Genomic DNA, 18,011 nt, shown 5'->3' on the forward strand with positions numbered 1-18,011 from the left:
CGGGGCGGACGCCGTCGGCCGTCCTGTGACCCTGCTGCGGTCTCGGCCCGCGGGCGCCGAAGGGAACGGCAAAAGCCGGCCCACCGAGGTGGACCGGCTTCCAAGGCAACCGCAGGGCTGCGCTACGACGAACGGCGTTAGCGCGAGACCTTGCCGGCCTTGATGCACGAGGTGCAGGCGTTGAGCCGCTTCGGCGTCCCACCGACCACGGCACGCACGCGCTGGATGTTCGGGTTCCAGCGACGGGACGTACGGCGGTGCGAGTGCGAGATGTTGTTGCCGAAGCCCGGCCCCTTGCCGCAGACGTCGCAGTTGGCAGCCACGGGTCACTCCAAAGACTTCAGATACACGTACAGTGAAATCCGGCGTTGCCGGAATCAGACTCGAGTGACTGACGGTGGCGTGGCCGGGGACGTCCCGATATTCATCGGGCAACCGGAGCAGCATACAACGCCTGCTCCCGTAGAACGAAACTACCATGGCACCCCCGGCCACCCACCCCGAGCCCGTTCCGGCCCGGGGTCTACCCTGCGGTGCGTAAGCCGATCAAGGGACCCAGGAGGACGCCAGGTGCCGCAGACCCTCGACGCCCCCGCGGTACGCACCTGGTGCTCACTGGCCCTCGCCGCCCTCGGCAGGGACCGCGAGGAGATCGACGCGATCAACGTCTATCCGGTCGCGGACGGGGACACCGGTACGAACCTCTACCTGACCGTGGAATCCGCGGAACAGGCGGTGGAGGCCGTCTTCGCCGCCCATGAAGCGGTCGACAACGGGCCCCCGCAGCTCGCCGACGTCATCAAGGCCATGGCTCACGGGGCGCTCATCGGCGCGCGGGGCAACTCCGGCACGATCCTCGCGCAGCTGCTGCGCGGCATGGCGGAGGTGCTCGCCGCGGGCGAGACGCTCGGCCCCGCGCTGCGCCGGGCCGCCACCGCTGCGTACCGGGCCGTCGCCCACCCCGTCGAGGGCACCATCCTCACCGTCGCCACGGCGGCCGGCAACGCGGTCGGCGGCGACCCCGCGGCGGTCGCCCGCGACGCGTACGAGCGGGCCGTGGCGGCCCTGCGGGCCACGCCGGGGCAGCTCGACGTCCTCGGCCGCGCGGGCGTCGTCGACGCCGGCGGACGCGGCCTCGTCGCGGTCCTCGCCGCCCTCGTCGAGGCCCTTTCCGGGGAAGCCCCCGCGGCACTCGCCCGCACCGTCGGACCGGTGCACGACGTCGACCCCTGCGAGGCCCACGACAGCGGCCCGGCCTTCGAGGTCATCTACCTCCTCGAAGCCGACGACGCGCCCGTCGAGCGGCTCCGGTCCCGGCTGGACGGCCTCGGCGACTCCCTCGTCGTGGTCGGCGGCGACGGGCTGTGGAACGTCCACGTCCACGTCGACGACGCGGGCGCCGCCGTCGAAGCGGGAGTCGAGGCAGGCCGGCCGTACCGGATCCGCATCACCCACTTCGACAGCGCGGTGCCGACGCCCCGCGAGCAGGTCCAGCGCGCGGTCGTCGCCGTCGTGCCCGGCGAGGGCCTGGCCGGACTGTGCGAGGAAGCCGGCGCCACCACCGTCCTGGCCCGCCCCGGCGAGCCGCCCGCCAGCGGGGAACTCGTCGAGGCGATCCGCCGTGCCCACGCCCGCGAGGTCGTCCTCCTGCCCAACGACGCCGACCTGCGCCACACCGCGGCCGCCGCCGCGGAGCAGGCCCGCGGCGAGGGCGTTCGGGTCGCCCTCATCCCCACCCGGGCCGCCGTCCAGGGCATCGCCGCACTCGCCGTCCACGAACCCGACCGCCGCTTCGACGAGGACGTCGTCGCCATGACCGCGGCTGCGGGCGCCACACGCTACGGAGAGGTCGCCGTGGCCGAACGCGAGGCCTGGACCATGGCCGGCATCTGCCAGGCGGGAGACGTCCTCGGCCTGATCGACGGCGACGTCGCGGTCATCGCCGCGGACCTGGCGGAGACGGCCGAAGCCGTCCTCGACCGCATGCTCGCCGCAGGCGGCGAACTCGTCACCCTCGTGCTCGCCGACCACGCACCCGAGACGCTCGCGGAAGCACTCTCCTCCCGCGTCCGCACCTGCCATCTCGGCGTGGACACGGTGGTCTACCACGGCGGAAGCCAGTCCGCCGCGCTGCTGATCGGCGTGGAATAGCCGTCCGGGGCGAGCCGGTCCCAGCCTGCTTCGCCGACGGTCTTCGGCTCCGCCCACGGCGCGGCCGGGGCCGGGCCGGCGGGTGGGGGTGCCCGTGACGGCCCCGGCGGGTAGGGGAGCCGGGACGTGCACGGTGGATCAGTGGATCACTCGTGGCCGGCGAGCAGTTCCTCGCGCTGCCGGTGGGTGTCGGCCAGTTCCCCCGTGAGACGTTCGCGGGTCTCCGCGTCCTCCGTGGCCGCGAGCGCGGTCTCGCATTCCGTCGCGGCCTCGTCCATGAGGGCGCGCCCGTCCTCCGGGCCGAGGAGCCACGCACGTGCCCTCAGCGTGCGTACGAGCGCGTGGACCGCGCCGAGATCACGCCACAGTGAGCCCGCGCGCTCGTACGCGCGGACCGCTTCCCCGGTCAGGTCGGCGCGTGACAGCGCGTCGGCCGCCAGGTTCGCGAGCATGGCGTGATCACGCTGGTCGGGCCACTCGCGCGCGGTCTCCGCCGCCAGCAGCCACTGCTCGGCCGCCGCCCGGTACTCGCGGAGGGAGCCCAGGCATTCGCCGAGCCACCAGCGGGTCTGGACGACGGCCCCCTCGCCGTGCTCCTCGGGATCGAGGTCCCGCAGGACGGACTCCAGCACCACCGCCGCTTCCTCCGTACGGCCCTCCTGACGCATGAGGAAGCCGCCGAGCCGGTACCGCGCCCAGGCGCCCAGCCCCGCGCTCTCCCCGGCCTCGTCGGCCCAGTGCGCGGCCTCGAGGGCGTGGCCGGCGGCGTCCGCGAAGCGTCCGGTGTCGCCGAGCACGTCGGCGAGCGTCAACTGCAGCCGTGCCCGGCCGCCCGGTGCGAGGAAGGACCCCCCGTGTTCCAGGGCGGTCCTGGCGGCGCGTTCGGCGGTCTCGTGGTCGCCGAGGTGGCGTGCGGCCCCGGCCAGTTGCGCCTCGTACTCGACCGCGAACCACGGCACGCCGGCCGCGACGAACCCTTCTGCGGCGCGGGTGAACCACTCGGCGGCCGTCCCGGCGTCCCCGCGGCGCGCGGCGAGTTCACCGAGGGTGCCGTGCGCCTCCGCGATCTGGGCGGCCGGCCACCGCTCGGACGCGTGCGGTTCGCAGAAGGCGATGAGACGCCCCACGGCCTCCTCCAGGGTCTCGGCCGACGCTCCGGCCGACAGCATCCGGAGGTGCCCGACGAGCGCCGACGAGGCCTGCCGCACGTCCGCGGCGCCCTGCTCGTACAGTGCGAGGGCCCGGTCGACGTGCTCCGCGACGGAACCGGCAGCCTCGTCGCCGCGCCCGTCCAGGGCGAGGAAGTACGCGGCCCGGATGCGGGCCACCTCGGCGTCACCGGGCGCGCCTGCCTCCTCGTACAGCGCGGCAGCCTCGTGCAGCAGGGAGACCGCGTGGTCGGTGTCCTCGTGCAGGCCCCGTGCCCGGTGGTGGAGCAGTTCGGCGCGGTCCAGGGTGTCGAGGTCGTCGCTCCCCGGCGCGGCCGCGATCGCCGCCCAGGCGGCGACGGCGTCCGGATGCATCGCGTCCGTCAGCCGACGGGCCTCGGCCACCATCCCGGGTAGTGCGACGGTCTCGCCGACGCCCGCTCCGGTCGCCCCGCGGACATCGGCCGCGGGCTGCGCGGGCAGCTGTCGGGGCACCGTCGGCAGGCCGGTGGCCCGGACTCCGAGCGGCAGCCGGTCGAGCATCGGCCGCAGCTCCATCCGCTCGCGCAGCGCGTCGCCGACGTGGCTCGTACCGTTGCGTTCGTCGAAGCGGGCGGCGAGCTCCAGGGCCTCCGTACGGGCGTGGCCGGAGAGTTCACGTGCGGTCCACGACCGGCCGGCCGGCCCCGGGACCGTCTGCTCGCCGTGGCCGAGCTCGATCAGCCGGTCCGCGAGCCGGGCGGCGACGCCGAGGAAGTTCATCCGGCCGAGCGGCTTGCCGGGGTCGGTGAAGTACGCGGGCCGCTCGGCCAGCAGCTCCAGTGCCCGGGCCTCGTTGCCGGTGAGCGCGCAGAACTCGACGTGCTGCGCGAACGCCGCGCGCATGCTCTCCTTCTCCCGCACCAGCCGGAACCCGCGCAGATGGTTGGCGCGCGCCTCGTCGGCCCGGCCGAGCCGCAGCAGCGGCATCAGCGAGGACGCCAGGGTGGCGTGCGGCTCGTGGGCGCAGGTCATCTCGCCGTCCAGGACCGGCCGCCACAGCTCCAGCGCTTCGGTGTCCTCGCGCCGGTACGCCTTCCACGACCCCTGCTCGTACAGCTCGCAGGCGTGGCAGTCGGCCATGTCGTCCCGTTCGGCGGCCATCCAGCCGGCGAACGCCCGGTCCGCGCGCTCCAGATCACCGACATGGCGGGCCACGCTGTACTCGGACATCCGCACGGCCCGCTCGCTGTAGCCGGCCAGCCGGTAGCGGCGTTCCATCTCGCCGAGCCACTGCTCGACCGAGGCGAGCGGGACGTGCGGCTGGCCGATCATGCCACCGGTCATCCACTTGAACACCCAGTGCAGGGAGTGGGCCTCGTACCGGTCGAAGTCCTCGGGCCGTTCGTCCCACATGCGCAGCAGCCGCGCGAAGGGCACGAACATCTTGTCCTGCTCGGAGCTGAAGTTGTACGACTGCAGCTGATGGTTGAGACCCTCGATCACCGCGAGGGGGATGCCCAGCTTCTCGGCCTCGGCGAGCAGCTGTTCGGCGCGGGCGTTGCGGGCCGGACCCTCCGGCTGCGCGTCGTTCTCCGCGATCGCCCGGCGCAGGGCGTCGAAGTCCATGACGGCGCTCATCGGTCGCGTTCCTCCCCGTTCGTGCTGTGCGTGGCCCATTCGAGCAGGCCGATGAACGCGCGGTTGAGCAGCGCGGAGTCGGCGGGCCGCAGTGGGCGCTGGGCCATGAGCAGCGCCTGCCCGTAGAGCGCCTCCGTGGCATTGCCCGCGAGTTCGGGATCGCCGAGCGAACTGATCCTGCGGATCAGCGGGTTGAGGTGGTTGAGCACCAGCTTCGCGCGGGGTGCGGTGCCGCGCAGCGAGCCGAGGATGCCCGCCCACAGGTCGTCCGCGCCGCTCTCCGCCTCGGCGCGGGCCTGTTCGTGCCGGGTCGACCGGTCGTCGAGGTGGAGGGCCGGCACGGAGAGCGGGTGGAAGGCGCGCAGTGCCACGTCGCAGCCGAGCGGGTCCAGGGTGGCGCGGGCGGTGGCGAGGAACCCGGCGAGGGCCAGTTCCTGGTCCGGGTCGACGGAGTCGAGGTGTGCGGTGACGGTGTCGGCGTCGAGTTCGGCGACGACCGTGCCGGGGCGGACCCGGGGCAGGGCCTCGACGAGTTCGGTGTCGTAGGTGTAGCCGCCGTTGACGACGCCGATGCCCTGTGCCGAGGCGATCGGGGCGACCTGACGGTACTCCTCGACGGTGCGCGTGAAGTGGACCACGGGATGGCGCTGGGCGAACTCCTCCAGCGACAGCGAGCCGTCGGTCGTCTCGAACGGCAGCCACGGCAGCATCACGCGGTGCATGTCCCGGTCGTGCCGGGCCAGCGACTTGACGCCGAGGTGGTGCACGGACAGGAACGCGGACAGCCGCTCGGGGTCGCCCGCGGCGAGCGCCGTCAGCCAGTCCCGGATGCGCGCGCCCAGCGCCTCCCGCACGGCGGCCAGCGTCTCGTCCTCGTACAGCGCCTCGCGCGACGCCGTGGGGCGCAGACTGTCGGTGTCGATGACGCAGCGGACGAAGAACGCCCAGTCGGGCAGCAGCTGCTCGCCCCGGTCGGTGAGCAGCATGCCCTTGAGATGGACCCGGTGCACCGCCCGCTGCGCCGGGCTCACCGCCGAGGGCAGGACGTAGGCGACGCCGCGTATGCCGGCGAGCGGCAGGTCGAGGTCGATCGCGTCGAGCGGGGTGAAGCCGAACAGGTCGTGGCAGTGCCGGGCCAGCGCCACCCGGCGGGCGGCCGGGCTCGGGTGCGGGCGGTCCCAGGGGGCGGGCAGTTCGGTGACCGCGGTGTCCCCGACGCGCACGTCGTACGGAAGCAGGGACCCGAAGTCACGGGCCAGTTCGAGGACGCGCGCCGCGGTGAGCCACTCGGCGGAGCCGGCGCGGGCGACCAGGTGCACGGTGGTGCCGGGCTCCGGACGGGCCTCGTCCGGCAGGGTGCGGACCGTGTACGAGCCGTCGTCGCGGGCCGTCCACTCGACGGGCGGCGCCCCGGGGGTGCGCGCGGAGCGGCTGACGACCCTGATCCGTTCGGCGACGACGAAACAGGCGAGCAGTCCGATGCCGAACTGGCCGAGGAAGTCGCCCCGGGCCGATTCCACGCCTTCGGCACGCTTGGAACTGCGGCCGATGGTGGCGAGGAGGCTGTGCAAGTCGGCCTCGGTCAGCCCGATGCCGGAGTCCTCGACGCGCAGGGCGCCGTCCCCGGCGTGCAGACGGACCTGTGCCGGCGCCTCCGGGTCCTCGGCGCGCCGCGCGGTGATCGCGTCGACGGCGTTCTGGAGGAGCTCCCGCAGGTAGACCTTGGGGCTCGAGTACAGGTGGTGGGAGAGCAGGTCGACCAGGCCGCGCAGATCGACCTGGAACGTGTGCGGTGTGTTTTCCGGCTGAGACAGCTGAGACATCCGTTCCGGGTGTGGTGAGGTCGCGGGCAGGAGCGGTGGGCGGGCGGGGGAACCGTGGACTTCGAGATCGAAGATCGGAAGGCGCGCCATCCTATGGCTGCCGGGCCGGGCGCCGACAGGGGATATCCCGGTCGGGGCGGCGGCAGCGGGGCCGGCGCCCACGCCGGACGGCGTTCCGCGGGGAGCTCCGGTGCCGGTCGTGTACGGTTCGGCGTCGGTCGTCGGCCGTGTGGCGCCGGTTGATTGGCGGTTTGGCGTCGGTCGTCGGCGGTGTGGCGCCGGTTGTCCGTGGCGTGGTTCGGCGTCGGTCGTCGGCGGTGCGGTGCCGGTTGTCGGTGGCGTGGTGTGCAATGGAGGACGTGCCCGCGCTCGATGAACCTCTGAAGAAGGTGATCGGCCCCGCCACCGCCAAGGTGATGGCCGAGCACCTCGACCTGCACACCGTCGGCGACCTGCTGCACCACTATCCGCGCAAGTACGCGGAGCGCGGCGAGCTCACCCGCCTCTCGGACCTGCCGCTGGACGAGCTGGTCACCGTGGTCGCCCAGGTCGAGACCGCCCGGGTGCACACCTTCAACGGGGCGAAGGGCCGGGGACAGCGGCTGGAGGTCACCATCACGGACGGCAGCGGGCGGCTGCAGTTGGTGTTCTTCGGCAAGGGCGTCCACACGCCGCAGAAGGAACTCCAGCCGGGCGTGCGGGCGATGTTCGCCGGCAAGGTGTCCGTCTTCAACCGCCGGCTCCAGCTCGCCCACCCCGCCTATGAACTGCTCCGTGACGACACCGCGAGCGGCACCGTCGACGCGTGGGCCGGCGCCCTCATCCCGATCTACCCGGCCTGCAAGCAGCTGGAGTCCTGGAAGATCGCCAAGGCCGTCGACGCGGTCCTCCCCAGCGCCCGCGACGCGGTCGACCCGCTGCCGCCCGCGCTCCGCGAGGGCCGCGGCATGGAGGCGCTACCCGAGGCACTGCTGAAGATCCACCGGCCCGCGAGCAAGGCGGACATCGCCGCCGCCCGTGAGCGCCTCAAGTGGGACGAGGCGTTCGTCCTCCAGGTGGCGCTCGCCCGCAGGCGGTTCGCGGACACCCAGCTGCCCGCCGTCGCCCGCCGGCCCGGGCCGGGCGGCCTGCTCGACACGTTCGACGCGGGACTGCCGTTCACCCTCACCGAGGGCCAGCAGGCCGTCTCGAAGGAGATTTTCGACGACCTGGCCACCGAGCACCCCATGCACAGGCTCCTCCAGGGCGAGGTGGGCTCCGGCAAGACCCTGGTGGCGCTGCGGGCCATGCTCGCCGTGGTGGACGCCGGGGGCCAGGCCGCGATGCTCGCCCCGACCGAGGTGCTCGCCCAGCAGCACCACCGGTCGGTCACCGAGATGATGGGCGAACTGGCCGAGGGCGGCATGCTGGGCGGCTCCGAGCAGGGCACCAAGGTCGTGCTGCTGACCGGTTCCATGGGGGTCGCGGCCCGCCGTCAGGCACTGCTGGACCTGGTCACGGGCGAGGCCGGCATCGTCATCGGCACCCACGCCCTGATCGAGGACAAGGTGCGGTTCCACGACCTCGGACTGGTCGTCGTCGACGAGCAGCACCGCTTCGGCGTGGAGCAGCGCGACGCCCTGCGCGGCAAGGGCAAACAGCCCCCGCACCTGCTCGTCATGACGGCCACGCCCATTCCCCGGACGGTCGCGATGACGGTCTTCGGTGACCTGGAGACCTCGGTGCTGGACCAGCTGCCGGCCGGCCGTTCGCCGATCGCCAGCCACGTCGTCCCCGCCAAGGACAAACCGCACTACCTCAGCCGCGCCTGGGAGCGGGTGCGCGAGGAGGTCGAAGGAGGCCACCAGGCGTACGTGGTGTGCCCGCGCATCGGCGACGGCGACGACGAACCGAAGAAGAAGTCCGCGGAGGACGAGGCCGAGAAGCGCCCGCCGCTCGCCGTGCTGGAGGTCGCCGAACAGCTGGCCGGCGGGCCTCTCGCGGGACTTCGCGTAGAGGTGCTGCACGGCAGGATGCCGCCGGACGACAAGGACGACGTGATGCGCCGGTTCGCCGCCGGTGAGGTCGACGTCCTGGTCGCGACGACCGTCATCGAGGTCGGCGTGAACGTGCCCAACGCCACCGTGATGGTGATCATGGACGCGGACCGCTTCGGCGTCTCCCAGCTGCACCAGCTGCGCGGCCGGGTCGGACGGGGTTCCGCCCCCGGCCTGTGCCTGCTGGTCAGCGAGATGCCGGAGGGCAGTCCCGCCCGCGCCCGGCTCGCCTCGGTGGCGGCCACCCTGGACGGCTTCGAACTGTCCCGCATCGACCTCGAACAGCGTCGGGAAGGGGATGTTCTCGGCCAGGCCCAGTCCGGGGTGAAGTCCTCGCTGCGGATGCTCGCCGTCATCGACGACGAGGAGGTCATCGCGGCCGCCCGTGAGGAGGCGGTGGCGATCGTCGCCGCCGACCCTGACCTGGAGCGACTGCCGGAGCTCCGCACAGCGCTGGACGCCCTGCTGGACAAGGAGCGCGAGCAGTACCTGGAGAAGGGCTGAGGGCGGCGAAGCCCAGCGCGACGGACGACGTGTCCCGGCACGGGTAGATGCGTCCGGTTCCAGACTGATGTGTCCCGGCTCGGACTGATGTGTCCCGGCCCGCGCCGACTTGCGTCGATCCGGAGCGACTTGCGCCGACCCGGAGCGACTTGCTCCGGCCCGGACCGATGTGATCCGGCCCGGACTGGCATGACCCCGCCCAGACTGAAGTGACCCGGTCTGCACCGACCTGCCCCGGCCCGGACGGCGGCCGGCTCGTCCGGAGTCCCGTCCCGGAGGGGGCGCCGGCTCGTCCGGGAGGTCGCGTTCCGGGCCCACGAGGCGTCCCCGGCCGTCCCGCGGCCCGGGGAGGGGGGAGCCGGGCGGCCCGGCACGCCATATCGTGGAATCCCCGACCCGTCCGCGTTGTGTGAAGGACTCAGATGACCCGCGTGATCGCCGGAAGCGCCGGCGGACGCCGACTCGCCGTCCCGCCGGGCAACGGCACCCGACCGACCTCCGACCGGGCTCGCGAGGGCCTCTTCTCCACCTGGGAGGCGCTGCTCGGCCCCCTGGACGGAATCAGGGTCGCCGACCTGTACGCAGGGTCCGGTGCCGTGGGCCTGGAGGCCCTCTCCCGGGGAGCCGCGCACGCCCTCCTGGTCGAGGCGGACGCCCGGGCCGCCCGCACCGTCCGGGAGAACGTCCGGGCCCTGGCCCTGCCCGGTGCCGAGGTGCGCGCCGGACGGGCCGAACAGGTCATCGCCGGACCGGCCCCCGACCGCCCCTACGACGTGGTCTTCCTCGACCCCCCGTACGTCGTCACCGACGACGATCTTGGCGAGATACTGGTCACACTCCGGACACAGGGGTGGCTCGCGGAGGATGCCCTCGTCACCGTGGAGCGCAGCACCAGAGGCGGAGAGTTCGGGTGGCCGGAAGGATTCGAGCCATTGCGGGCCCGGCGTTACGGCGAGGGCACGCTTTGGTACGGTCGCGCCGCCGCTGCCAGCGAAGACGCACCATGACCGGACCGGAGAGCGAGGGACAACAGTTGCGCCGCGCCGTCTGTCCGGGGTCGTTCGACCCCATCACCAATGGACACCTCGACATCATCGCCCGTGCCTCCAAGCTGTACGACGTCGTGCACGTCGTGGTGATGATCAACCAGGCCAAGAAGGGCCTGTTCACCGTGGAGGAGCGGATCGACCTGATCCGCGAGGTGACCGCCGAGTACGGCAACGTCGAGGTGGAGGCCTACCACGGCCTGCTGGTCGACTACTGCAAGGAGCGGGACATCCCCGCCATCGTCAAGGGTCTGCGAGCGGTCAGCGACTTCGACTACGAGCTCCAGATGGCCCAGATGAACAACGGGCTCTCCGGCGTCGAGACCCTGTTCGTGCCGACCAGCCCGACGTACAGCTTCCTGTCGTCCTCACTGGTCAAGGAGGTCGCGGCCTGGGGCGGCGACGTGGCCCATCTGGTGCCGCCGGTGGTGCTGCAGGCACTGCGGGACCGCCTCGCCGGCGACTGACCGCGAGAACGCCCCCTCCGCCGGTGTCCGGCGGAGAGCCGACCGGTGCCCGCAAGGCCTCGGCCGGTGTCCCGGCAGCCACCTCGCACGCTGTCGGGCCCGGCCCCGGTGCCCGTACAGTCTCCCCGTGGACGTACAGAGAAAGCTCGACCGGATCGTCGAGGTGGTCGGAAGCGCCCGCTCCATGCCGATGTCGGCGTCATGCGTGGTCAACCGCACCGAGCTGCTCGCCCTGCTGGAGGAGGTCCGTCAGGCACTCCCCGGCTCCCTCGCCCAGGCCCGGGAGCTGATCGGCGGCCGTGAGCAGATGGTCGAGGAGGCCCGCCACGAGGCCGAACGGATCCTCGAGGCCGCCCGTGCCCAGCGCGGCTCGCTGATCTCCGACACCGAGGTGGCCCGGCAGTCCCGGGAGGAGGCCGACCGCATCCTCGACGAGGCCCGCCGGGAGGCCGAGCAGATCCGCGCCGAGGCCGACGACTACGTCGACAGCAAGCTCGCGAACTTCGAAGTCGTCCTCACCAAGACCATCGGCTCGGTGGACCGCGGCCGGGAGAAGTTGCTGGGCCGCGGCACCGGCCTGGACGGCGACGGCTACGCCGACGACGACGCGCCCGAGTACAGCGCCGACCCGCGGACCCTCGTCGGCCGGGCCGACGAGTACGTGGACGCCAAGCTCGGCGCCTTCGAGGCCGTCCTCAGCAAGACCCTGGAGGCGGTGGGACGCGGTCGGCAGAAACTGCAGGGCCGGACCGCCACCGACGAGCTGGGTGCCCACATGGCCGCCCAGGACGCCGCTGACCCCCGGCAGCACACCAGCGACGCCGACTACCTGGCCGGCCTCGCGGAGCTCGCCGACCCCGAGCCGCAGCCGCAATCGCATCAGCGCGCGCAGCAGCAGTCCGGGGCACAGTCGCAGCAGCAGCAGCCCGTGGTCCCCGCCCAGCCGCAGTACGACCCCTACGCGGCCGCATACCCGCAACAGCCGCAGTACGACCCCTACGGCTACCAGCAGCAGCCGGACCCGTACGCGTACGACGCCCAGCACCAGCAGTGGTACGCGGACCAGCAGCACCAGGCCCAGCCGCAGGGGCCGTCGCAGTCGCACGCCCAGCTCGACGAGACGAGCTTCTTCGACACGAGCATGATCAACCTGGATCAGCTGCGCCAGTACGAACAGGGGCGATAGGGCCGCGGTACAGGGCCGACAGGGACCAGGGGCCTCCGGATTGGGAGCTCGGCGGCCCGTCCAGTATCCTGGCTCTTCGGTCGCGCCTACGTCCGCGATTTCTCCTGCGCATTTTGCGCTCACGATCTCGAAAGCAGGAAGAGCCCTGAACGCCCGTCTGGACCACCGCAACCCTCTCGTGTTCGACACGCACGAGCTGGGCAGGCGTCCCGGCGCGCTCCAGCGGCTGACCCGTGAGATCGCGGCACCGAAGGACTTCGGTGTCGAAGGGGTCATCGGTGTGCCGGAGGGTTCGCCCGTGGAGCTGGAACTCCGCCTCGAGTCGGTCATGGAAGGTGTGCTCGTCACAGGCACCGCCCGTGCGACGGCCCGGGGGGAGTGCGTAAGGTGTCTGGAGCCGGTCGAGCTCACGCTCGACGCGGACTTCCAGGAGATGTTCTCGTACCCCGACACCGACGACCGGGGCCGTACGACGGCCTCCGGCGACGATGCCGAGGACGACGAGGACATCGTTCCCCTCGAGGACGGCCTGTTCGACCTCGAGCCCGTGCTGCGCGATGCGGTGGTGCTGTCACTGCCGATGCAGCCGGTGTGCCGGGAGGAATGCCTCGGCCTGTGCCCCGATTGCGGGTTCAGGCTGGAGGACGACCCGGACCACCACCACGACGCCGTCGACATCCGTTGGGCGGCACTGCAGGGACTCGCCGAGACCATCCAGGGCGGCGAGAAGGACAACATGGGCGGCGCCGAAGCGGGCGTCGACGAGAAGCAGGAGAAGTAGCCGTGGCTGTTCCGAAGCGGAAGATGTCGCGCAGCAACACGCGTCACCGCCGGTCGCAGTGGAAGGCTGCGGTCCCCACCCTGGTGACGTGCGAGCGCTGCCACGAGGCGAAGCTGCAGCACATCGCGTGCCCGAGCTGCGGCACCTACAACAAGCGCCAGGTCCTCGAGGTCTGAGCGGCTGGTGAAAGGCACGATGTCTGAACCGTCCAACGCCAAAAAGCAGACGGACAACTCGGCCTCGTCCCACACGCTTCTGGAAGGGCGGCTCGGCTACCAGGTCGAGTCCGCCCTTCTGGTGCGTGCGCTCACCCATCGCTCGTACGCGTACGAGAACGGCGGGTTGCCCACCAACGAGCGCCTGGAGTTCCTCGGGGACTCCGTGCTCGGTCTGGTGGTCACCGACACGCTGTACCGCACCCACCCCGACCTGCCCGAGGGCCAGCTGGCCAAGTTGCGGGCCGCGGTGGTCAACTCTCGTGCGCTTGCGGAGGTGGGCCGTGGGCTCGACCTGGGTGCCTTCATCCGGCTCGGCCGGGGCGAAGAGGGCACGGGCGGCCGGGACAAGGCGTCGATCCTCGCCGACACGCTCGAAGCGGTGATCGGCGCGGTCTATCTGGACCAGGGTCTGGAAGCGGCGTCCGAGCTGGTGCACCGGCTCTTCGACCCGTTGATCGAGAAGTCCTCCAACCTCGGTGCGGGACTGGACTGGAAGACCAGCCTCCAGGAACTCACCGCCAGCGAGGGTCTGGGCGTGCCCGAGTACCTGGTCTCCGAGACCGGCCCGGATCACGAGAAGACCTTCACTGCTGCCGCCCGCGTCGGTGGTGTCTCGTACGGCACCGGCACCGGCCGCAGCAAGAAGGAAGCGGAACAGCAGGCCGCGGAATCCGCCTGGCGCGCCATTCGCGCGGCTGCGGACGAGCGGGCCAAGGCCGCGGCCGAAGAGCGCGACGCCTCTTCTGCCACGAAGGCCGAGGCACCCGACGGCGGGACGCCGACCCCTGCCGCCGGCACCACGACAGGCTGACCGCTTCCTGCCGAGCCCCCGCCGCACCCCGGTGCCGGACGGGGGCTCAGTGCGTTGTCCGCGGTGCCGATGTCGGGGGCTGGGGCGCCGGTTTCGGTGCCGGTGCCGGCTGCCCGGCGTCGGTGTCGGACCCGCCGGGCATCGGTGCCGGTGTCGGTTTCGGTGTCGGTGCCGGCCCATCCCCGCCCCGGCCGGGGCCGTGCCCCGGTAGGCTGGCGATGCCGCCCAGAAACCCCCGTCCCTTCCGGAGGTCTCCCTTGCCCGAGCTGCCCGAGGTCGAAGTCGTCCGGCGTGGGCTGGAGCGCTGGGTGAGCGGCCGGACCGTGGCTGCGGTGGACGTGCTGCACCCGCGCGCCGTACGACGGCACCTCGCGGGAGCCGAGGACTTCGCAGGCGGCCTCCTGGGGCGGCGCATCGGTACGGCTCACCGCCGCGGCAAGTACCTCTGGCTGCCCCTGGAGGGCGAGAGCACCGCGGTTCTCGGCCATCTCGGCATGAGCGGCCAGCTCCTGGTGCAGCCTGAATCCGCCCCCGACGAGCGGCATCTGCGGATCCGGATCCGCTTCAAGGACACCGGCGACTGCGCCCCCGACACGCTCGGCACCGAACTGCGCTTCGTGGACCAGCGGACGTTCGGAGGGCTGTCACTGCATCCCACCACCCCTGACGGGGCGCCGGACGTCATCGCACACATCGCGCGTGACCCGCTGGACCCGGTGTTCGACGACGCGGCCTTCCACACCGCGCTCCGCCTGCGGCGCACCACGGTCAAGCGGGCCCTGCTCGACCAGTCGCTGATCAGCGGGGTGGGCAACATCTATGCCGACGAGGCGCTGTGGCGCGCCCAACTGCACTACGAGCGCCCGACCGCCACCCTCACCCGTACCCGCACGATGGAGCTCCTGGGACACGTCCGGGACGTCATGAACGCCGCCCTGGCCGTCGGCGGCACCAGCTTCGACCGCCTTTACGTCAATGTGAACGGCGTATCGGGCTACTTCGAACGGTCGCTCGACGCCTATGGGCGTGAGGACGAGCCCTGCCGCCGCTGCGGCACCGCGATACGCCGACGGGCCTGGATGAACCGGTCGAGCTACTTCTGCCCGCGCTGTCAGCGGCCGCCGCGCGTGTCGTCGTAGCGTTCCTGCGCCGACAGCACCTCGGTCATGCGCTGCTCCACGATGCGGATGAGCGCGAGCAGGCCCTCCGCCACCTCCCGCCCCAGCGGGGTCAGTTCGTAGTCGACGCGCGGCGGATTGCCCGGCTGTGCGTCCCGGTGCACCAGCCCGTCCCGCTCCAGGGCCTGCAGGGTCTGGGACAGCATCTTCTCGCTGACGCCGTCGACCCTCCGGCGCAGCTCGTTGAAGCGGAAGGTGCCCTCGTACAGGGCGCCGAGCGTCAGGCTGCCCCAGCGCCCGGTGACGTGCTCCAGCGTGCCCCGGGACGGGCAGGCCTTGGAGAACACGTCGAAGGCCAGGTCCTCGTCCCCCACGGTGCCGTCCATGCCCCCAACCATATCCCCGGCGCAGCGCTAACCCCTGGCTTGCGCTAACTCAAAGTTAGTGCTTTCCTTTCGTTCGTGCCTCCCATCTGGGCGGCCCTGCAGTTCCACCCAGCAGCATGCGCCGATGAGGAGCATTCACGTGACCACGCCTGTTGTCTCGATCGCCTACCACTCCGGATACGGCCACACGGCCGTCATCGCCGAGGCCGTCAGGGCCGGCGCGGTGCTCGGCGGTGCCGACGCGCACCTGATCAAGGTCGACGAGATCGGTGACGCCGAGTGGGAGCTGCTCGACCGCTCCGACGCGATCGTCTTCGGCTCGCCCACCTACATGGGCACCGCCTCCGGCGCCTTCCACGCCTTCGCCGAGGCCAGCTCCAAGCGCTGGTTCACCGACGCCTGGCAGGGCAAGCTCGCCGCCGGTTTCAGCAACTCCGCCTCCAAGAGCGGCGACAAGCTGCACACCCTGCAGTTCTTCCAGATCCTGGCCGCCCAGCACGGCATGCACTGGGTCAACCTGGGACTCAAGCCGGGCTGGAACTCCACCGAGGGCTCCGAGAACGACCTCAACCGCCTCGGCTTCTTCCTCGGCGCAGCCGCACAGACCAACTCCGACGAGGGTGCCGAGGCAGTCCACAAGGCCGACATCGCCACCGCCGAACACCTCGGCCGCCGTGTCGCCGAGACCGCGAGGATCTTCGTCGCGGGCCGCGAGGCCGTCACCGCATAAGGACTTCCATGCGTAAGGACTTCCCCGTGTGAGGACTTCCCGCGCACGATGCACGAACAGGACAGGGCCCCGGCACCGTGAATGGTGCCGGGGCCCTGTCCTGTGGCTGCGCGGTCCCCTCTTCGGCGGGACACCGCCGAAGAGGCGAACGTCAGACGCCGAACACCTGAGTCCACCAGGGACCGCCGCTGCCGAACTCCACGCCCACGCCCATGGTGTCGTACGAGCAGTTCAGGATGTTCGCCCGATGGCTGGGGCTGTTCATCCACGACTTCATCACCGCCTGCGCGGTGGCCTGGCCGCGGGCGAGGTTCTCGGCCTTCAGGCCCGACACCCCGCTCCGGGCGGCGCGGTCCCACGGGCCGTCCCCGTCGGGATCGGTGTGGTTGAAGAAGCCGCGGTTCTCCATGTCGGCGCTGTACGCGTCGGCCAGCTCGGCCAGCCGAGCGTCGGCCTTCACCGGGGAGCACCCGGCCCTCGCGCGCTCCAGGTTCACCAGCGACACCACGGTCGCCGCAGCGGAGGCCTCCGCGCCGGGGCTCTGGCCGACCGCGGGCTTCGCGGGCCTCACAGGCTTCACCGGGGCCGCGGGCTTCACCGGCTTCACCGGGGCCGCGGGCTTCACCGGCTTCTCCGGCGAAGCAGGCTTCACCGGTGCCACGGGCTTCGCGGGCTTGGGCGCGGGCTTCGCGGAAGGCGCCGGCGGCCGGGGCTTGGGTGCCTGCGGCTTGTGCGTCTTCGCCGGTGCGGGCTTGCGCGGCACCGCCGCCGGCGCCGCGTCGGACTCGGCCGACGGCTTCACCCTGGGAGCGGCTTTCACCTCGGGGGCGGCGGTACGGGAGGAGCCCGCCACACCGCTGCCCTCGCCGGCCTTCTTGCCCGCCGTGACCTCGGGCTTCGCTGTGGCCTTGGAGTCCGCCGTGGCCGACGGCGTGGCCGAGCGCTTGTACACGCTGCTCGCGCCGCGGGGCGCCGCGGATTCGGTGGGCTTCGCCGTCGCCCCGCCCTGCGACTGCAGGTCGGGAACGGTCTGCCGGCCCATCGGCTGTTCCGCGCCGATGCTCCGGGAGCTGCTGGGGCTGCCGCCCGCGGTGAGGCCGGTGCTGTCGATCGGCACGACACCCGAGGCCACCAGTGCGGCGCCGACCGCCACGGCCGCGGCGGTGCCGAGCAGCCCGATGCGCACGGGGGCGGAGCCCGTCTTCCGCTGGGCGGCGGAACGTCGATGGCGTCCCATCTGCTGCCTTCCTGATCTCTGGGGACGGCGGGCCTCACTCCGGAGGGAATGGCCCATATGGGTCGGGACTGTACGCGACGCCGGCAAACGGGCGAAGTGATGTGAAACCCACCGTGCCGCTACCGTGTGCGCTCATGAATGACGAAGTACGGCTCACCGCCTGGGTGCGCGGCCGGGTGCAGGGTGTGGGCTTCCGCTGGTTCACCAGGGCAAATGCACTCGCGATCGGACGAATCACCGGATTCGCGAGCAATCTGGAGGACGGGAGGGTGCATGTCGTGGCGGAAGGGCCACGTGATAATTGCCACCGTTTGCTGGAGTGGCTCCGTTCCGGCGACACACCCGGACGTGCCGACGGGGTCACGGAGATATGGGGGAAGCCGCGCGGGGGATACCCGGACTTCGAGATCCGGTGATACGGGAGGTGACCGGCCGGTACGGACGGTCGTACACAGGGTGCCCCGGGTGGGCGCCCTGTCCGTCCGCGGCGGTGATGACCGGCGGAAACAAGCAGATGGTTGCCAAGAGGCGCCGGAGATGGAAGGCTGCCGCTGTACGGATGATCTCCACGCCCCCAGGGCCCCGCAGGAGAGGCGGCGGAGCGCTTCAGCGCCCGCGTGCCCCCGGGATGCCCGCCGATACGGGGCGTGATCGTGTTGACCGTCAAACTTTTTGGTGAGACGCTGGAAGCCCCGCGCACCCACGCTGTTTGGCAGTGAGAACCGCAGCAATCACCAGTGCTGCCGAGC

Annotated in this window: 16 protein-coding genes; 11 read left to right on the top strand and 5 right to left on the bottom strand. The window is 72.0% G+C overall.

The features are described 5' to 3' along the window. Positions 1–137: 137 nt before the first annotated feature. Positions 138–323 (bottom strand): 50S ribosomal protein L28, encoded by a 186-nt coding sequence (gene rpmB / locus ACZ4Z5_RS23205; protein WP_031074643.1) that lies wholly within the window; start codon positions 321–323, stop codon positions 138–140. A gap of 247 nt (positions 324–570) precedes the next feature. Here rpmB and ACZ4Z5_RS23210 point away from each other — a divergent pair, with 247 nt between their 5' ends. Next, entirely contained in the window at positions 571–2,151 is a 1,581-nt protein-coding gene (locus ACZ4Z5_RS23210) for a DAK2 domain-containing protein (protein WP_468265712.1), read from the top strand. Positions 2,152–2,297: 146 nt separating this feature from the next. Here the strand turns inward: ACZ4Z5_RS23210 and ACZ4Z5_RS23215 are convergent, their stop codons facing one another. Together ACZ4Z5_RS23215 and ACZ4Z5_RS23220 are read right to left on the bottom strand one after the other, a co-directional pair. Next, positions 2,298–4,919, bottom strand: coding sequence for a tetratricopeptide repeat protein (locus ACZ4Z5_RS23215; protein ID WP_468265714.1), 2,622 nt, complete (start codon positions 4,917–4,919; stop codon positions 2,298–2,300). Continuing rightward, the gene (locus tag ACZ4Z5_RS23220; protein ID WP_468265716.1) at positions 4,916–6,742 is read right to left on the bottom strand and encodes an HSP90 family protein; all 1,827 of its coding nucleotides are present in this window, start codon (positions 6,740–6,742) and stop codon (positions 4,916–4,918) included. Before ACZ4Z5_RS23220 ends, ACZ4Z5_RS23215 begins: the two co-directional genes overlap by 4 nt. A 350-nt stretch (positions 6,743–7,092) precedes the next feature. Here ACZ4Z5_RS23220 and recG point away from each other — a divergent pair, with 350 nt between their 5' ends. The 8 genes from recG to mutM all read left to right on the top strand — a co-directional run bounded on the left by recG (position 7,093) and on the right by mutM (position 14,930). After that, on the top strand, positions 7,093–9,282 hold the full coding sequence (gene recG, locus ACZ4Z5_RS23225) for an ATP-dependent DNA helicase RecG (RefSeq protein WP_468265718.1): 2,190 nt from the start codon (positions 7,093–7,095) through the stop codon (positions 9,280–9,282). Between the two features lie 422 nt (positions 9,283–9,704). Continuing rightward, positions 9,705–10,289, top strand: coding sequence for a 16S rRNA (guanine(966)-N(2))-methyltransferase RsmD (rsmD, locus tag ACZ4Z5_RS23230; RefSeq protein ID WP_468265720.1), 585 nt, complete (start codon positions 9,705–9,707; stop codon positions 10,287–10,289). Beyond that, on the top strand, positions 10,286–10,795 hold the full coding sequence (gene coaD / locus ACZ4Z5_RS23235; RefSeq protein ID WP_468265722.1) for a pantetheine-phosphate adenylyltransferase: 510 nt from the start codon (positions 10,286–10,288) through the stop codon (positions 10,793–10,795). The genes rsmD and coaD overlap by 4 nt, the downstream gene beginning before the upstream one ends. A gap of 127 nt (positions 10,796–10,922) precedes the next feature. Further along, positions 10,923–11,981, top strand: coding sequence for an ATP synthase F0 subunit B (locus tag ACZ4Z5_RS23240; protein WP_468265724.1), 1,059 nt, complete (start codon positions 10,923–10,925; stop codon positions 11,979–11,981). A 124-nt stretch (positions 11,982–12,105) separates the two neighbouring features. After that, a complete protein-coding gene (locus tag ACZ4Z5_RS23245) occupies positions 12,106–12,762 on the top strand; it encodes a YceD family protein (RefSeq protein ID WP_468265937.1) in 657 nt (218 codons plus the stop codon). 2 nt (positions 12,763–12,764) lie between these two features. After that, entirely contained in the window at positions 12,765–12,938 is a 174-nt protein-coding gene (rpmF, locus tag ACZ4Z5_RS23250) for a 50S ribosomal protein L32 (RefSeq protein WP_468265726.1), read from the top strand. A 7-nt stretch (positions 12,939–12,945) separates the two neighbouring features. Next, entirely contained in the window at positions 12,946–13,791 is an 846-nt protein-coding gene (gene rnc, locus ACZ4Z5_RS23255; protein WP_468265728.1) for a ribonuclease III, read from the top strand. 257 nt (positions 13,792–14,048) lie between these two features. Then, on the top strand, positions 14,049–14,930 hold the full coding sequence (gene mutM, locus ACZ4Z5_RS23260) for a bifunctional DNA-formamidopyrimidine glycosylase/DNA-(apurinic or apyrimidinic site) lyase (protein ID WP_468265730.1): 882 nt from the start codon (positions 14,049–14,051) through the stop codon (positions 14,928–14,930). Here the strand turns inward: mutM and ACZ4Z5_RS23265 are convergent. Beyond that, a complete protein-coding gene (locus ACZ4Z5_RS23265; RefSeq protein ID WP_468265732.1) occupies positions 14,903–15,295 on the bottom strand; it encodes a winged helix-turn-helix transcriptional regulator in 393 nt (130 codons plus the stop codon). The two genes, mutM and ACZ4Z5_RS23265, sit on opposite strands and share 28 nt — an antisense overlap. A gap of 139 nt (positions 15,296–15,434) precedes the next feature. Here ACZ4Z5_RS23265 and ACZ4Z5_RS23270 point away from each other — a divergent pair, with 139 nt between their 5' ends. After that, positions 15,435–16,025 (top strand): flavodoxin family protein, encoded by a 591-nt coding sequence (locus tag ACZ4Z5_RS23270; RefSeq protein WP_468265734.1) that lies wholly within the window; start codon positions 15,435–15,437, stop codon positions 16,023–16,025. 151 nt (positions 16,026–16,176) lie between these two features. Here ACZ4Z5_RS23270 and ACZ4Z5_RS23275 read toward each other — a convergent pair whose 3' ends face one another. Then, positions 16,177–17,262: a CAP domain-containing protein gene (locus ACZ4Z5_RS23275; RefSeq protein ID WP_468265736.1), complete on the bottom strand. Its 1,086-nt coding sequence runs from the start codon at positions 17,260–17,262 to the stop codon at positions 16,177–16,179. A gap of 134 nt (positions 17,263–17,396) precedes the next feature. Between ACZ4Z5_RS23275 and ACZ4Z5_RS23280 the strand changes: the two genes are divergently transcribed. Then, positions 17,397–17,678, top strand: coding sequence for an acylphosphatase (locus ACZ4Z5_RS23280; RefSeq protein ID WP_468265738.1), 282 nt, complete (start codon positions 17,397–17,399; stop codon positions 17,676–17,678). Positions 17,679–18,011: the final 333 nt, after the last annotated feature.

Source organism: Streptomyces sp. NPDC030222, assembly GCF_055573115.1.

What these genes read in the sequence shown, in the direction of transcription:
- ACZ4Z5_RS23215 (WP_468265714.1), bottom strand. Translation starts at nt 4,919, where the DNA reads ATGAGCGCCGTCATGGACTTCGACGCCCTGCGCCGGGCGATCGCGGAG.
- ACZ4Z5_RS23220 (WP_468265716.1), bottom strand. Translation starts at nt 6,742, where the DNA reads ATGTCTCAGCTGTCTCAGCCGGAAAACACACCGCACACGTTCCAGGTC.
- recG (WP_468265718.1), top strand. Translation starts at nt 7,093, where the DNA reads ATGGAGGACGTGCCCGCGCTCGATGAACCTCTGAAGAAGGTGATCGGC.
- rsmD (WP_468265720.1), top strand. Translation starts at nt 9,705, where the DNA reads ATGACCCGCGTGATCGCCGGAAGCGCCGGCGGACGCCGACTCGCCGTC.
- coaD (WP_468265722.1), top strand. Translation starts at nt 10,286, where the DNA reads ATGACCGGACCGGAGAGCGAGGGACAACAGTTGCGCCGCGCCGTCTGT.
- ACZ4Z5_RS23265 (WP_468265732.1), bottom strand. Translation starts at nt 15,295, where the DNA reads ATGGACGGCACCGTGGGGGACGAGGACCTGGCCTTCGACGTGTTCTCC.
- ACZ4Z5_RS23275 (WP_468265736.1), bottom strand. Translation starts at nt 17,262, where the DNA reads ATGGGACGCCATCGACGTTCCGCCGCCCAGCGGAAGACGGGCTCCGCC.
- ACZ4Z5_RS23280 (WP_468265738.1), top strand. Translation starts at nt 17,397, where the DNA reads ATGAATGACGAAGTACGGCTCACCGCCTGGGTGCGCGGCCGGGTGCAG.